Raw genomic sequence first — 14,956 nt, forward strand, 5'->3', positions numbered from 1 at the left:
ACGTCATGGAACATTACATCAGTCTGCTAGTTAAATCGATTTTCATCGAAAACATGGCACTGTCTTTCTTCCTAGGTATGTGTACTTTCCTTGCCGTATCTAAGAAAGTTAAGACCTCTTTCGGTCTGGGTGTTGCAGTTGTGGTAGTACTCACTATCGCGGTTCCTGTGAACAACCTAGTTTACAACCTAGTTTTGAAAGAGAACGCGTTAGTTGAGGGCGTAGACCTTAGCTTCCTAAATTTCATCACCTTTATCGGTGTAATTGCAGCACTTGTACAGATCCTAGAGATGGTTCTTGACCGTTTCTTCCCGCCTTTGTACAACGCGCTGGGCATCTTTCTACCGCTGATCACAGTAAACTGTGCGATCTTCGGTGGTGTATCTTTCATGGTACAGCGTGACTACAACTTTGCTGAATCTATTGTTTACGGCTTCGGTTCTGGTGTGGGTTGGATGCTAGCGATCGTCGCTCTTGCAGGTATCCGTGAGAAGATGAAGTACTCAGACGTACCTCCTGGTCTACGTGGTCTAGGTATCACGTTCATCACTGTAGGTCTAATGGCGTTGGGCTTTATGTCTTTCTCTGGTGTTCAACTGTAAGTCGGGTAAACCGCAACAATTAAGGAATAGTCAATGGACATTATTCTTGGTGTAGTGATGTTTACTCTGATCGTACTTGCGCTAGTACTAGTGATTCTATTCGCTAAGTCAAAGCTTGTACCAACAGGTGACATTACAATTTCTGTGAACGATAACCCTGAATTGGCGATCGTTACACAACCAGGTGGTAAGCTACTAACTGCGTTAGCGGGTGCTGGCGTATTCGTATCTTCTGCTTGTGGTGGCGGTGGCTCTTGTGGTCAGTGTCGCGTAAAAGTTAAATCAGGTGGTGGTGACATCCTACCTACCGAGCTTGACCATATTACTAAAGGTGAAGCGCGTGAAGGTGAGCGTCTAGCGTGTCAGGTTGCAATGAAAACTGACATGGACATCGAACTTCCTGAAGAGATCTTCGGCGTTAAGAAGTGGGAATGTACGGTTATCTCTAACGATAACAAAGCAACATTCATCAAAGAGCTTAAGCTACAAATTCCAGATGGCGAATCAGTACCTTTCCGTGCTGGTGGTTACATCCAGATTGAAGCGCCAGCTCACCACATTAAGTACGCTGATTTCGATGTACCTGAAGAGTACCGTGAAGATTGGGACAAATTTAACTTGTTCCGTTACGAGTCTAAGGTAAACGAAGAAACAATTCGTGCTTACTCAATGGCTAACTACCCAGAAGAAGAAGGCATTATTATGCTAAACGTGCGTATCGCTACGCCGCCGCCTAATAATCCTGACGTACCACCTGGTATCATGTCATCGTTCATCTGGTCTCTAAAAGAAGGCGACAAGTGTACGATTTCTGGTCCATTCGGTGAGTTCTTCGCGAAAGACACTGATGCTGAAATGGTATTTGTTGGTGGTGGTGCAGGTATGGCTCCAATGCGTTCTCATATCTTCGACCAGCTAAAACGTCTGCACTCTAAGCGTAAGATGTCATTCTGGTATGGTGCACGTTCTAAGCGTGAAATGTTCTACGTAGAAGACTTCGATGGCTTAGCGGCTGACAACGATAACTTCGTATGGCACTGTGCACTGTCTGACCCTATGCCAGAAGATAACTGGGATGGTTACACAGGCTTCATTCACAATGTTCTTTACGAGAACTACCTACGTGATCACGAAGCACCAGAAGACTGTGAATACTACATGTGTGGTCCACCTATGATGAACGCTGCTGTAATTGGCATGCTAAAAGATCTAGGTGTAGAGGATGAAAACATCCTACTAGATGACTTCGGTGGTTAATTCCTCCAAGTGATTGAATCTATGGCTAGCTCTCTAAGAGCTAGCCATTCTTTTTTGTGAATTACAAAATGATATTCAACAGTTGATATAGGAAATCGGTTTGTCTTAAGAGAACCCATTTTCCATATCAATTCATACCAATATTGCTGATTAGGAAAATTGGTATTAACAACAATTGGAGTAAACAAGTGAAAAAGTGGCTTGTTGCATTCGCTTCTCTATTGATTTTGGCTGGCTGTGAACAGTCTGCAGATCAAATTCATTTAAGTGGCCCAACGATGGGAACTACTTACAATATCAAATACATTGAGCAAGATGGTTTACCTTCAGCTGAGGCGCTTCAAACAGAAATCGATCGCCTACTTGAAGAAGTGAACGATCAAATGTCGACTTACCGTGAAGATTCAGAGCTTAGCCGTTTTAATCAACATGAAACGAGTGAACCATTTGAAGTATCACCGCAAACCGCAACGGTGGTGAAAGAAGCGATTCGCCTAAATGATCTTACTTTAGGCGCTCTCGATGTTACCGTTGGTCCTTTGGTTAACCTTTGGGGTTTTGGCCCTGAAGCTCGCCCAGATGTTGTACCATCAGATGAAGAACTTGCAGCTCGCAAAGCGAACACCGGAATTCACCACCTTTCGGTTGAGGGGAACAAGATGTCGAAAGATATCCCAAACCTTTATGTCGATCTCTCAACGATAGCAAAAGGCTGGGGGGTGGATGTTGTTGCGGATTACCTACAATCAGAGGGGATTCATAACTACATGGTTGAAGTTGGTGGTGAAATGCGTCTAAAAGGCATTAACCGTGAGGGTGTGCCGTGGCGTATTGCGATCGAAAAACCAACCGTAGATGAACGCTCAATTCAGGAAATTATTGAGCCAGGTGATATGGCAATTGCAACAAGTGGTGACTATCGTAATTACTTTGAGAGCAATGGTGTGCGATACTCTCACATCATCAATCCGCAAACAGGTAAACCAATCCACCATAAGGTGGTATCGGTTACGGTATTGGATAAATCGTCGATGACGGCCGATGGTCTTGCAACTGGCATCATGGTGTTAGGTGAAGACAAAGGTATGCAAATCGCAAATGACAACAACATTCCAGTTTTCATGATAGTGAAAACGGATGATGGATTTAAAGAGCTGGCTTCTGAAGCATACAAGCCGTTCATGAAGAAATAACAACCGAAGTGAGTATGTTCTTATGAGTACATTTCTAATTACTTTTGCTGTTTTTGTTGCGGTGATTGCAGCGATGGCAGTGGGTTACATCTTTCAAAAGAAAGTGGTAAAAGGCAGTTGCGGTGGTCTTGGCGCAGTAGGCATTGAAAAAGTATGTAATTGCCCTGAACCATGTGATGCACGTAAGAAACGTGAAGCTCGTGAAGCAGCACGTGCGGAAAAGCTTGCTGCATGGGAAAAAGACCGCATTGCTTAATCTGTAATGGTTAAAATAGAAAACCCAGCCTTGTGGCTGGTTTTTTTTTGGGGCAATTTGGTAGAAAAAGTGTCTACTGGTAAATAGTCTGATTTCGACCATTTTCTTTTGCTTGATACAAGCGATCATCTGCGACTTTAATTTGTTGGTCGAGGTTGTCGAGTGCTGTTGATACACCAATACTGATCGTTATCTGAATTTCTTCGTCTTGGTATGGTATCGGCGTTTTCTCTACTCGTTGCCTCATTTGCTCTAGGCGTGTGACAAATTCCTCATAGTGACCGCATGCTTGAATACAAAACTCTTCTCCACCAAATCGAGCCACAACATCATCTGGGAAATAAATTTTTAAGATGTTGGCGACCATGACGAGTGCAGCGTCTCCACCATCATGGCCATAGTTGTCGTTCACTTTCTTAAAGAAATCGATATCAAGCATCGCAATATTGCGTTTTTCGCATCCCCCACACGCTTGACCAAACAAGAAACGTCGATTCCACAAACCGGTGAGGGAATCTTGGTTTGCCATCCGGTACAACTCAGAAGTAGCTTCTTTCATATCTAAGATTTGATGAATTCGGCAAAAGAACTCTTCTTGGTTAAAAGGCTTGTATAAAAAGTCATTTGCGCCAGCTTTTAGAAAACGGGCCGTCATTGTGTGGTCATCGCTACCAGAAATACCAAGAATCGCCAGTTGCTTCTTATCAAAATTCTGGCGTAGTTCTTTGATCATTGTAATGCCATCTTTGGTTGGCATGTCGTGGTCAGTGAGGACTAAAGTGATATCAGGGTTCTGCTCGATTAATTCAATCGCTTGCTGACCATTCTCAGCTTGGAGTGTTTGCAGATATTGATGCTCCAGCAGTTGCACCACGTGATGACGCACCACCATGGAGTCATCCACGACCAAGCACTTATGGTTGTGGTTGTTTGTCAGTCGCCTAATTAATGGAAGAAGGTAGGAGACAGAAGCCATGCTGTCTTTTAATAAATAGTCTAGCACGCCCTTAACTAGCATTTGTTCACGGATCTCTTCTTGAAACATCGCAGTTAGTACAATGACTTTATGTTGATGAGAAAGTAAAAGATCGATGATTTCACCGTCTTGGGCATCAGGTAAACAATAGTCTAATACGGCGCACAGCAGGTCTTGCTGAGAGTTTAAAATGGCATGTGCTTCTGCAAAGTTCTCTGCAGCAATGATTTCATACCCTGCTTGCCCTAAGATTTGTTGCAGATAATTTCTAAAGGCGCGACTGTCTTCGACAATCAGAATTTTGTTACTCAAAAAGTGTCCTTACTTATCTTATAGCTGAGTGTTTGAATTTGTATGGCTCTAAATCGCAGTTAATAATAATTAAATAGTTTGCTATTGCTACGAAAAGATTTTAACTACTGACTCCAGATAACACTATTTTCAATAAGTGTAATAGTCGCTATACTGTTTTTTTAAACAGTGTGTTTTATGTTTTGAGCGTGCAAGATCGAGTAAGAAAAATCATTCACGTTGATATGGATTGTTTTTATGCCGCGGTGGAAATGCGCGACAACCCGAGCTATCGGGGAGTACCACTTGCTGTGGGTGGTCATGAAAAGCAACGTGGCGTGATCAGTACCTGTAACTATGAAGCGCGCAAGTTTGGCATTCGAAGTGCGATGCCAACAGCGCGTGCAGTCCAACTTTGCCCGAATTTGCTCGTTGTTCCGGGACGAATGCATGTTTATAAACAAGTCTCACAACAAATCCGCGCCATTTTCGAACGTTACACACAAATCATCGAACCTCTTTCTCTAGATGAAGCATACCTTGATGTTACAGACTCCACCGCTTGTCGAGGGTCTGCCACACTGATAGCAGAGTCCATTCGTAAAGAGATATACACGGAGTTGGGCTTAACTGCCTCAGCAGGGATTGCACCAATAAAGTTTTTAGCTAAAGTCGCGTCTGATATGAATAAGCCGAATGGTCAGTTTGTGATTACGCCAAGTCAAGTTCAGGAAGTCGTTGATAAGCTACCTCTGGAGAAGATTCCAGGGGTTGGCAAAGTGAGCTTGGAGAAACTGCACCAAGCGGGCTTCTATTTATGTGAAGACATCAAAAACAGTGACTATCGTGAGTTATTACGTCAGTTTGGGCGGCAAGGTGCATCACTATGGAAGCGCAGCCATGGCATTGATGATCGAGAAGTGGTTGTCGAGCGAGAGCGCAAATCGGTTGGAGTAGAGCGTACGTTTAGCGAAAACATTTCGACCTATGATCAATGTTGGCAAGTGATAGAAGAAAAGCTTTATCCTGAACTAGAGAAGCGCTTGGAAAGAGCCAGCCCAGATAAATCAATCATCAAGCAGGGGATCAAGGTAAAGTTCGCAGATTTCCAACTGACAACCATTGAGCATATGCATCCACAACTGGAATTGGACGACTTTAAGGCTTTGTTAAGGGATATTCTAAAACGTCAAAATGGCCGGGAGATCCGCTTGTTGGGCTTGAGTGTCATGCTCAAGCCCGAAGAACAAGCTCGTCAATTGAGCTTCTTCTAGGCTCGAGCCACTTCAACTTGTTGCAACACTTGAGATAAAGAGGTATTTGCCATAGCGCCATAACCTTGAAGCTTGCTTGCTTTAAGTCGAGCAATGATAGGCGTGCTGATCCCACATAGAAAGCGTGCCACGGTTTCATTGCTGATGGTGCTAGGTGAGAGTTGAACAAACTCATTTACCCATGCTTTCAGATGGAGCGTTTCTGGTTGCTCATGTTGCGTTTGAGGGAATGTCGCCACTTCTCCACGACATACCGAGCAATGACCACATCGTGTAGGCGCATCATGGTCGGCAAAGTAGTGAGCCAACTGATGGCTTAGGCAATCAGACGATTGGAACAGATTTAGCATAGTGTGAATACGTTCGATATCTTTACGTTCTTTTGATTGAAATAGCTCAACTAATTGTTCGGTGAGTGCGTCTTGGCTCTGAGTTGCAGGTAATACGGAATAAACATCCGTGAGTTGTTTACTTTCTAATTCAATCCAGCCGTTTTGATGGAAATAGTCTAAAGCAGCAACCACTCGGCTGCGTTCAGATTGATAGTGCATCCATAGGGCTTCTAAATCTACCTGGCACCAGATTTTTGCTTTGGTCGAACACGTGAAAATGGCCTCGACAAACTGACGACGCTCACCTTGGAACTGGTTGAGGATAAACTGTTGATCTTGCAAAAACTTAAATCGGTATTCAGCAAAGTAACTGTACTTCGCTTTAATAACGTCCGCTAATTCAAGATAAACGAGCAAGGTCTTAAGTGGTAATTGGCGAATATTGCTGTCACGAGAAAGGCGCAGTGCGATCATTTCCCATTGAGGCGTATTTTCTCGAATTTGCTCTAAGACATATTGGATGGCACTTGGCTCTGGGGTATCGCCGTACACAAAATTCTCAAGTACGGTCAAGCCCGACGTATTTCCTAACAAGATGCATTCAGATCGTTGACCATCACGCCCTGCGCGTCCGATTTCTTGCGCGTAGTTTTCGATGGATTTTGGCAAATCAAAATGAATCACGCGGCGAATGTCGGATTTATCGACCCCCATACCAAACGCGATGGTTGCAACAATGCAGTCGATTTGCGAGTCCATAAACTGCTGTTGGATTTTCTCACGAATGTCGCTCTTCATACCTGCGTGGTAAGCGTGAGCATTGATGCCCAAACGAATCAGTGAGTTGGCAACTTGCTCTGCGGTTTGCTGTTGAGTTACGTACACGATACTCGGCAGTTTAGGCTCCGCAGCAATAATGTCATTCAGTTGAGTTTGTTTGTTTTCTTCATCGCAAGGCACCACAGAAATATCGAGGTTAGGGCGATAGAAACCGGTGACGGTGATATGCTCGTTGTCGATGCTAAACTTCTTCTGCATATCTTCAATCACCGCTGGTGTTGCGGTGGCGGTTAGCAGGAGTGATTGAGAGATGTTGAGCTCACGTTGGTACTGAGGCAATTTTAGATAATCGGGACGGAAATTATGCCCCCACTCTGAGATACAGTGTGCTTCATCCACCACCATCAAAGAAATAGGAATTTGACGAATGAATTCACGAAAGCGTTCGTTCTTGAGTCGCTCTACAGAAATCATCAACACTTTTATATGACCACTCTTAACTCCAGCCATGACTTGCTGTGCTTCTTCTCTGCTTTGACTGCTGTCGATAGAGGCGGCTGCAATCCCTTTACTTTGTAAAAAGCTGAGTTGGTCTTTCATCAATGCCAATAGAGGGGAAATGACTAAAGTGAGATGCGGTAACTGTATCGCCGGGAGTTGGTAGCAAAGTGACTTCCCGGAACCTGTTGGGAAGATAGCAGCAGCAGAGTGTCCGTTCATTACGGCGTCAATAACAGGTTGCTGACCTGGTCGTAAGGCATCAAAACCAAACACGGATTGAAGTGTTTGCATAAGCGAGCCACTTTGCATAATAAGGAAACCTTTCTTTGATGGTAAACTAGGTTACATTAACACACCATGAGTGCGAAACGCGCGTCCTAAAAGTATGAACAAACCTGAGTTAGTCCAAATAATCATTAAACACTTAGAAGACAAACTTCAAATTGCTTATGCCTCGACCCAACGAGCTATTGATGCTGCCACAGATGAAGAGACTGTACCTGAGCATAAATACGATACGTTAGCGCTTGAAGCGTCTTATCTTGCGCATGGGCAAGCGATGCGTGTTCAAGAGAGTGAAGAAGAGCTTCGTCAGTACCGTTCGTTAGTCATTCGTGATTTTTCTGATTCTGCGATTGCTGTGGGTGCTTATGTCGAGCTGATTGATGAGCATGATAATGAAAAGGCCTTTTTCGTTGGCCCATGTTCTGGCGGGTTAACGGTCAGTGGCAAGATAAAGAAGTCTTTGTTCTTACTGCTCAATCGCCTCTTGGGCGTGCTTTAATGCGTAAAGAAGTGGGCGAAGAAATCACTGTGGCCATTGGTGATAAAATAACCTGTTATGAAGTTGTGACGATTTTCTGACATCGTATTTATTGTTGGTTGTTATAGTTATAAAGAATATTGTGATAGAAGAGAACGTAATGAACAAACTGCTCACATTCTCATTGTTGATGGTTAGTGCAAGTAGCTACGCTGCCCAGTGTCGTATTGATATAAATAATGAAGTACGTATGGATGGTCAAAACCTCGAAATTGTCCATGCTAATGGTGAAAAAGCGGTGGTTGATGAAGAGAATAACTTATTCATCAAAGGTGAATTGATAGAGCTTGATGCCGATCAGAAAGCCGCTATCGAAGACTATCGTGAGAAAATGAATGCCTATATCCCACAAGCTAAGCAATTGGCCAGTGATGGTCTGGCTTTAGCGAACGATATTATTGACGATATTGCGGTTAGTTTAGATGCCCCAGATGCTTTTGATAATGTGAAGGCCGCCGCCAAAGCGTTCTTTGCGGATGTAGAGTCTCGTTATTACAAAGATGGTGATTTTATTCTACCAGCAGACAGTTTTGACTCGATGACAGAATCATGGACAGCTGATTTTGAAAAAGCACAAGAGATTTTCAACAAAGAATTCTTAACGAGCGCTTTTGATGCATTGTCTGCCAAGATGAAAGAAGAGGGTGGTTTGAATTTAACGGCGCTCTCTGAAAGCATGAAAGAGTTGCAAGCGAAAGTAGCTCAACGTTTGGCTGAACACTCTAAAGAAGTAGAGCAGCAAGCCGAGGGTCTATGTGATTCGTTGGATGAAATGGCGGATCAAGAGCAAGATTTGCTCAAGAAGATTCCAGAATTGAAAGATTATCAAGTCTTTACTATCTGATGGTTTTGATCGTTTCCAGACCACGTATAAATAAACCGCTGAGTATGCTCAGCGGTTTTTTTGTTTTAGTTTGAGGGGTTTATAGCAGTTTACAAATATTGTTGAGGACAAACGTGCTGATTGTCGAGTAATTAACCTAAATTTTCTTGTCGAATGGGGGATATTGCTATAATGTACTAGCTCACTAGTTCATTGATATGTGTGTGAGTAGTATGACACAACAAACCTCTTCTCAACCTCGTGAGCATTTTGGCTCGCGTCTTGGATTTATCTTAGCCGCTGCAGGAGCTGCCGTTGGTCTAGGAAATATTTGGGGGTTTCCAACCCAAGCTGCGAGTAATGGCGGTGGCGCTTTCTTACTTGTTTATTTAGTGATGATTCTTATTGTTGCTTTTCCAATGCTTGTGGTTGAAATGGCGATTGGTCGTCATGGCCAAGCAAACCCGGTTGATAGTATGCGCTCTCTTACTGACAGCCCTGCTGGTAAAAAGCTTGGTGGTATTGTTGGTTGGATTGGCCTGAGTGTACCAAGCGCAGTGCTGGCGTTTTATTCGATTGTTGGTGGCTGGTTGATCTGCTTTATGCTAGGTGCCGTTACCGACATCATGGGAATGGAAGCAGCAACCCAGTGGTTGAAAGGCTTCAGTGTGGAACGCAACCTTTTTGGGACGATCATCTTTTATGTTCTCACTATTTTGATTGTGCAAGGCGGCGTGAAACAAGGTATTGAGAAGTGGTCAACACGTTTGATGCCAGCGCTGTTTATTCTCTTCGGTTTGCTGTTCGTCTACATCATGACGCAAAACGGTGCGATGGAGGGGTTGAAACATTACTTAGTACCAGACTTTGAAAAAGTATGGGATCGCAAACTTATCCTTGCAGCCATGGGGCAAGGTTTCTTCTCGCTGACTATTGGTGGTTGTTCAATGCTGATCTACGGCTCTTACTTAAGTAAGAAAGAGAACCTACCTAAGATGGCCATGAACGTGACGATGGTGGATACAGCGGTTGCTTTTATTGCCGGTTTGGTTGTCATGCCAGCAATGTTTGTCGCGATGCAAAAGGGCGTACAAATTTACGCGGAAGATGGGTCATTACTCAGTTCAGATACTTTGGTATTTACGGTTTTACCATTGATGTTTGATAGCTTAGGCTTACTTGGTCAACTGTTCTCAATCGTATTTTTCTTGCTACTGACGATTGCGGCACTCACATCGTCAATTTCGATGCTTGAATGCCCAGTTGCACTGGTGGGCGAGCGCTTTAATACCAAACGCAGTACAACAAGCTGGGTGTTAGGTGGATTGATTGCACTGTTCAGTGTGGTTATCGTGTTTAACTTCGGCACACTGTTTGGCATGGTTGCTACTATCGCAACGCAATATCTACAACCAATGGCGGCACTGTTGTTCTGTCTATTTGGTGGTTGGGTATGGAACCGTCACTCAAAAATTAAAGAGCTTGAGCAAGGCTGTCCTGAGTTCACACAAGGCTGGTTTGGTAAATTGTGGCCGGCCTACGTGAAGTTCGTGTGTCCGGTGCTTGTGGCTACCGTGATCTGGGCTTCATTCGGCTAATTAACGCTAGTCATAACCTGTCCTCAATGTGTAAACAGTTTTGAGGAGGGGAGATCACAAAAGAAAAGGGCTTGATGATAACTCATCAAGCCCTTATTTTATTTGCTATTTCGACGGTTCGTTAAGATTAACGGAACTGACCAGCATCGGGTAAAAAATCAAAACCCGCAGATGCCAATTTTGCTTCAAGTGCTGCGCGATCGATTTCATAGAACGTAGCCAACTTATCTAGATCGCCACCAAAATCATCACGAAGTTTCATGTTGACGATGCTCATCAGCATGATCGGATCCATCGATTCAAAGTTTGCTAAGTTCATCGCTAGTCCTCAAAATCTGAAATGAGCAGGTTGGCCGCCGCAAATGCAGCTTTTTCACGAACATCTTTCGGTAGTGATTCATCCGCTGCCACATCGTTCAGTGCTTTCACTGCACATGAAATTGCTTGAGGAATGTAGCCTTGATCGCCACTACCGATTTGAGCGTAAAGCTCACGAACCAAATCACAACAGCCGTATACTTGCATGTTTTCTTTCCACTAAATGATAACTTATCTCAATATACACATAGCCGTTTTGAAACTCAAAGCAGAGCGTTGTTTTAGCTCAAATTCACAGGCAATTTGAGTAAAATTACATCATTTTAATTGCGCTTCTAGTTGATAAGTCACTTCGGGGGACAGATTCAACTGTTTCGCAAGCTCTTGTAAATAAGCCTTTTCCATGAAGTTTTGTTCATCAGCCACAATCAGAGAGGCAAGATAAATCTCTGATGCCTGTTGTGGAGACGTTGCTAAACGCGCAATTTCCGCAGGATCGAGAGGTTTGTGTAGTTCTTGATGAACGAGCTGTCTTACGTGATCGTCTGCGCCCATTTCCGTCAGTGCTTGTTCGATGCGAGCCATTTCTTCTTGGTCAACATGGCCATCGGCTTTTGCTGCACCAATCATGGCTTTGAGAATCAGTTTGGCGTGTTTATTATCCTCTGGGTCAAAGGCTTCGCTGACGCCTTGTGTATCTTGTTTGGCTTGCCAATCGTTGTAGATTTTGTAAGCCAGTGCGCCAAGGGCCGCTGCACCGCCGACTTTAAGCGCGCCAGTGCCCATTTTCTTCGCCATTTTTTTACTCTTTTTTGAGCCCATCAGCATACCGATAAGACCACCGCCAATCGCACCTGCCCCAAGGGTTTTCAGTTGGCTAGAACTTGAGGACGATTTGATATTGTTGGTCTGCTTGCTGAGCGCATCGGCACCTTGCTTGAGCAAGTCTGATTTGAGTGCTTGATTAAGAAGATTTTTTAGATCCATAGCTGAACTCCTTACTAGATTGAATCCAGTGTAAGGTGATGAATCTGAATAAAAGATTAACAGAGCCAATCAATTCTGCCTTTGCCGCAATAAAAAAGGGCTGACCGAAGCCAACCCTTTTGAGTGTTATTAAATAACGTTGAATATCAGAGAATAACGTGAATTATTTTAGTTGAGCTTTAACGTGCTCAACGATATCAGCCATCGCTACCGCTGTTTTCTCACCGCTACGACGGTTCTTGTATTCGAAGTTACCTTCGTCCATGCTGCGATCACCAATCACGATAGTGTGAGGGATACCGATCAGTTCCATATCAGAGAACATAACACCTGGGCGTTCTTTACGGTCATCGAATAGCACTTCGATACCCATAGCTGTCAGCTCAGCGTATAGCTTCTCTGCTGCTTCTTGAACGCGCTCAGATTTGTGCATGTTCATTGGAACGATAGCAACTTGGAAAGGTGCTAGTGCGTCTGGCCAGATGATGCCGTACTTGTCGTGGTTCTGTTCAATCGCAGAAGCAACAACACGCGATACACCGATACCGTAACAACCCATCTCTAGGATCACGTTCTTACCGTTAGAATCTAGAACACCACAGTTCATCGCTTCAGAGTAAACATTACCTAGTTGGAAGATGTGACCAACCTCGATACCACGCTTCAGCATGATAGTACCTTGACCACATGGACTTGGGTCACCTTCTACGACATTACGCAGGTCAGCAACTTGACCAAGTTCTACATCGCGACCCCAGTTGATACCGAAGTAGTGTTTGCCATCAATGTTCGCGCCAGCACCAAAATCGCTCATTACTGCAACAGAGCGGTCAACGATGAATGGTAGCTCAAGACCAACAGGACCTAGTGAACCTGCGCCCGCACCGATTAGCTCGCGCATTTCTTCTTCCGTTGCCATCTCTAGAGGAGAAGCAACTTCAGCTAGGTTCTCTGCTTTGATTTCATTCAGCTCGTGGTCGCCACGGATGATCAATGCAACAATCGGTGCTTCGATTTCATCTGAAGCTTTAACGAACAGAGTTTTAACCGTTTTCTCGATTGCTAGGCCATGTTGTTCAACCAATTCCGCGATTGTTTTTGCGTTTGGCGTGTCAACAAGTGCCATCTCTTGAGTTGGCTGTGCACGTTCAGTTGCAGGTGCAACCGCTTCTGCTTTTTCAATGTTTGCCGCGTAATCAGATTCTGTCGAGAATGCGATTAAGTCTTCGCCGCTTTCAGCTAGAACGTGGAACTCTTGAGAGCCGTTACCACCGATAGCACCAGAGTCAGCCAGTACTGGACGGTACTCAAGGCCCATACGGTCAAATGCTTTGCAGTAAGCATCGTGCATCGCTTGGTAAGATTTCTCTAGGCCAGCTTTGTCGATATCAAAGCTGTATGCATCCATCATGCAGAATTCGCGCGCGCGCATCACGCCAAAACGAGGGCGGCGTTCATCACGGAATTTCGTTTGGATCTGGTAAAGGTTAATTGGAAGCTGCTTGTAAGAGCTTACTTCGTTACGAACCAATGCAGTGATCACTTCTTCTGCTGTTGGGCTAAGTACAAACGGACGAACGTGGCGGTCAGTAAAGCGAAGCAGTTCAGGACCCATCTTCTCAGAGCGGCCTGTTTCTTCCCATAGTTCAAACGGCTGAACAACGGGCATCAAAGTTTCGATTGCACCTGCATTGTCGATTTCTTGACGAACGATGTTTTCGACTTTACGCAGTACACGTAGACCAGTAGGCAGCCAGGTGTATAGACCTGAAGCCAGCTTACGGATCATACCCGCACGTAGCATGAGCTGGTGGCTCACTACTTCTGCGTCGTTTGGAGTCTCCTTCAGAGTAGAAAGAAGATAATTACTGGTACGCATTAAATTTATCCGTTTATTAAAGTTAAATACTCAAGTCGCTATGAACAAGAGCATGAGGATCCCAATAGGGAAAATTGTTAGCCGCTTATAATATCAGCCAAATGGCTTTGTCAAAAGCTTTCGATCGCAGTAACTGATATTAAGTTTTCGTTGACGGTAAACTTCACGTTTAGATTGAACAAATTTACCGCATATTCTTTACTGTCTGGTTTGTTTTTCTTATACGCAGGACGAGGATCTTGGGCGAGAACTTGTTCAATCACCGTTTTTACATACTCGGTATCGCTATGCTTGTTTAGTACGGCTAATGCAGGAGATGAAAAGCTCACGGAGCAAGTTTCAGGTTCATTATCCGCATAGCCACCTTGTGCTGTAGGAATGGAATCTGAATAGGGAATGTAGGGTTTAATGTCGATGATCGGCGTACCATCAACTAAGTCTACGCTACCAAGATCTAAATATATCTGGTCGCCCTTTTTGGATATGCCTTGCACTTCGACTGCTGACATTCCAATACCGTTAGGTCTAAATGTAGAACGTGACGCAAATACACCAATGCGTTCATTTCCTCCTAAACGAGGAGGTCGAACGGTTGGTTTCCAACCAGCTTCCAAGTTTTGGTCAAACAAAAATAGCAACCACACGTGAGAAAATAACTCTAGGCCACGCACGGCTTCTGGGCTATTCGCATTTCCGGTGAGTCTCACGCGCGATTTCGCCGCAGGGACCAAGCGTGGTTGACGAGGAACAGCAAACTTCTCTTTATAAGGGCTTTCAATAACGCCAATAGGTTCGATGGAATACATGATTTGTGTCTTTCACTGAGGTTTAGGGAGAAAGTATCACAAATTTTACTTGGATTACTGGTTAAGGGCGAAGAATGTACGGAGGCCTTTGTTGTTTGCTGATAGTTGATAGTTGAATGGGCTGTACCATCGCGTCAACTTATTAATGTTAGTAATTTATAATTCCGGTTTATATTTGTTATCTAGGTGATATAACTGTATTTATGTCAAAAACTGGCTATAAATTCGACGTGCGCTTACATTTTGTAACCTTTTGAACT

General features: G+C 44.1%; 14 protein-coding genes and 1 pseudogene. 8 read left to right on the forward strand and 7 right to left on the reverse strand.

Features of this window, described 5'->3' with window-relative positions:
• Positions 1-5: 5 nt before the first annotated feature.
• From nqrE to nqrM, 4 genes are all read left to right on the forward strand, one after another.
• On the forward strand, positions 6-602 hold the full coding sequence (gene nqrE / locus KHN78_RS11430; protein WP_005427385.1) for an NADH:ubiquinone reductase (Na(+)-transporting) subunit E: 597 nt from the start codon (positions 6-8) through the stop codon (positions 600-602).
• Positions 603-635: 33 nt separating this feature from the next.
• Entirely contained in the window at positions 636-1,859 is a 1,224-nt protein-coding gene (nqrF, locus tag KHN78_RS11435; protein ID WP_211916120.1) for an NADH:ubiquinone reductase (Na(+)-transporting) subunit F, read from the forward strand.
• 188 nt (positions 1,860-2,047) lie between these two features.
• The gene (locus KHN78_RS11440; protein WP_211916121.1) at positions 2,048-3,052 is read left to right on the forward strand and encodes an FAD:protein FMN transferase; all 1,005 of its coding nucleotides are present in this window, start codon (positions 2,048-2,050) and stop codon (positions 3,050-3,052) included.
• A 22-nt stretch (positions 3,053-3,074) separates the two neighbouring features.
• Entirely contained in the window at positions 3,075-3,308 is a 234-nt protein-coding gene (gene nqrM, locus KHN78_RS11445) for a (Na+)-NQR maturation NqrM (protein ID WP_005436655.1), read from the forward strand.
• A gap of 73 nt (positions 3,309-3,381) precedes the next feature.
• Here the strand turns inward: nqrM and KHN78_RS11450 are convergent, their stop codons facing one another.
• Positions 3,382-4,596 (reverse strand): diguanylate cyclase, encoded by a 1,215-nt coding sequence (locus tag KHN78_RS11450; protein ID WP_211916122.1) that lies wholly within the window; start codon positions 4,594-4,596, stop codon positions 3,382-3,384.
• A 224-nt stretch (positions 4,597-4,820) separates the two neighbouring features.
• Between KHN78_RS11450 and dinB the strand changes: the two genes are divergently transcribed.
• Entirely contained in the window at positions 4,821-5,849 is a 1,029-nt protein-coding gene (gene dinB / locus KHN78_RS11455) for a DNA polymerase IV (RefSeq protein ID WP_411912346.1), read from the forward strand.
• Here the strand turns inward: dinB and KHN78_RS11460 are convergent.
• Positions 5,846-7,771, reverse strand: coding sequence for an ATP-dependent DNA helicase RecQ (locus KHN78_RS11460; RefSeq protein WP_211916124.1), 1,926 nt, complete (start codon positions 7,769-7,771; stop codon positions 5,846-5,848). The genes dinB and KHN78_RS11460 overlap by 4 nt on opposite strands.
• A 76-nt stretch (positions 7,772-7,847) precedes the next feature.
• Here KHN78_RS11460 and KHN78_RS11465 point away from each other — a divergent pair.
• The 3 genes and pseudogenes from KHN78_RS11465 to KHN78_RS11475 all read left to right on the forward strand — a co-directional run bounded on the left by KHN78_RS11465 (position 7,848) and on the right by KHN78_RS11475 (position 10,706).
• Positions 7,848-8,326 (forward strand): annotated as a pseudogene (locus tag KHN78_RS11465) (GreA/GreB family elongation factor).
• A gap of 59 nt (positions 8,327-8,385) precedes the next feature.
• The gene (locus KHN78_RS11470) at positions 8,386-9,129 is read left to right on the forward strand and encodes a YggN family protein (protein ID WP_211916125.1); all 744 of its coding nucleotides are present in this window, start codon (positions 8,386-8,388) and stop codon (positions 9,127-9,129) included.
• 212 nt (positions 9,130-9,341) lie between these two features.
• Positions 9,342-10,706: a sodium-dependent transporter gene (locus KHN78_RS11475; RefSeq protein WP_211916126.1), complete on the forward strand. Its 1,365-nt coding sequence runs from the start codon at positions 9,342-9,344 to the stop codon at positions 10,704-10,706.
• 127 nt (positions 10,707-10,833) lie between these two features.
• Here KHN78_RS11475 and KHN78_RS11480 read toward each other — a convergent pair whose 3' ends face one another.
• The 5 genes from KHN78_RS11480 to tsaA form a co-directional block, all read right to left on the reverse strand.
• Positions 10,834-11,025, reverse strand: a complete 192-nt coding sequence (locus KHN78_RS11480; RefSeq protein ID WP_128810361.1) for a DUF4250 domain-containing protein — start codon at positions 11,023-11,025, stop codon at positions 10,834-10,836.
• 2 nt (positions 11,026-11,027) lie between these two features.
• Positions 11,028-11,231, reverse strand: a complete 204-nt coding sequence (locus KHN78_RS11485) for a YaeP family protein (protein WP_128810362.1) — start codon at positions 11,229-11,231, stop codon at positions 11,028-11,030.
• A 111-nt stretch (positions 11,232-11,342) separates the two neighbouring features.
• On the reverse strand, positions 11,343-12,011 hold the full coding sequence (locus tag KHN78_RS11490) for a tellurite resistance TerB family protein (protein ID WP_211916127.1): 669 nt from the start codon (positions 12,009-12,011) through the stop codon (positions 11,343-11,345).
• A gap of 163 nt (positions 12,012-12,174) precedes the next feature.
• Complete coding sequence (locus KHN78_RS11495) at positions 12,175-13,890, reverse strand: proline--tRNA ligase (RefSeq protein WP_211916128.1); 1,716 nt, start codon at positions 13,888-13,890, stop codon at positions 12,175-12,177.
• A 110-nt stretch (positions 13,891-14,000) separates the two neighbouring features.
• Positions 14,001-14,696 (reverse strand): tRNA (N6-threonylcarbamoyladenosine(37)-N6)-methyltransferase TrmO, encoded by a 696-nt coding sequence (tsaA, locus tag KHN78_RS11500; protein ID WP_211916129.1) that lies wholly within the window; start codon positions 14,694-14,696, stop codon positions 14,001-14,003.
• Positions 14,697-14,956 lie beyond the last annotated feature (260 nt).

This window comes from Vibrio sp. B1REV9, assembly GCF_905175395.2.
GTDB classification, from domain to species: Bacteria; Pseudomonadota; Gammaproteobacteria; order Enterobacterales; family Vibrionaceae; genus Vibrio; species Vibrio alfacsensis.

Bases quoted from the DNA above. Each gene is read 5' to 3' on its own strand.
- nqrE (WP_005427385.1), top strand. From the start codon at position 6: ATGGAACATTACATCAGTCTGCTAGTTAAATCGATTTTCATCGAAAAC.
- nqrF (WP_211916120.1), top strand. From the start codon at position 636: ATGGACATTATTCTTGGTGTAGTGATGTTTACTCTGATCGTACTTGCG.
- nqrM (WP_005436655.1), top strand. From the start codon at position 3,075: ATGAGTACATTTCTAATTACTTTTGCTGTTTTTGTTGCGGTGATTGCA.
- dinB (WP_411912346.1), top strand. From the start codon at position 4,821: ATGGATTGTTTTTATGCCGCGGTGGAAATGCGCGACAACCCGAGCTAT.
- KHN78_RS11460 (WP_211916124.1), bottom strand. From the start codon at position 7,771: ATGCAAAGTGGCTCGCTTATGCAAACACTTCAATCCGTGTTTGGTTTT.
- KHN78_RS11470 (WP_211916125.1), top strand. From the start codon at position 8,386: ATGAACAAACTGCTCACATTCTCATTGTTGATGGTTAGTGCAAGTAGC.
- KHN78_RS11475 (WP_211916126.1), top strand. From the start codon at position 9,342: ATGACACAACAAACCTCTTCTCAACCTCGTGAGCATTTTGGCTCGCGT.
- KHN78_RS11480 (WP_128810361.1), bottom strand. From the start codon at position 11,025: ATGAACTTAGCAAACTTTGAATCGATGGATCCGATCATGCTGATGAGC.
- KHN78_RS11485 (WP_128810362.1), bottom strand. From the start codon at position 11,231: ATGCAAGTATACGGCTGTTGTGATTTGGTTCGTGAGCTTTACGCTCAA.
- KHN78_RS11490 (WP_211916127.1), bottom strand. From the start codon at position 12,011: ATGGATCTAAAAAATCTTCTTAATCAAGCACTCAAATCAGACTTGCTC.
- KHN78_RS11495 (WP_211916128.1), bottom strand. From the start codon at position 13,890: ATGCGTACCAGTAATTATCTTCTTTCTACTCTGAAGGAGACTCCAAAC.
- tsaA (WP_211916129.1), bottom strand. From the start codon at position 14,696: ATGTATTCCATCGAACCTATTGGCGTTATTGAAAGCCCTTATAAAGAG.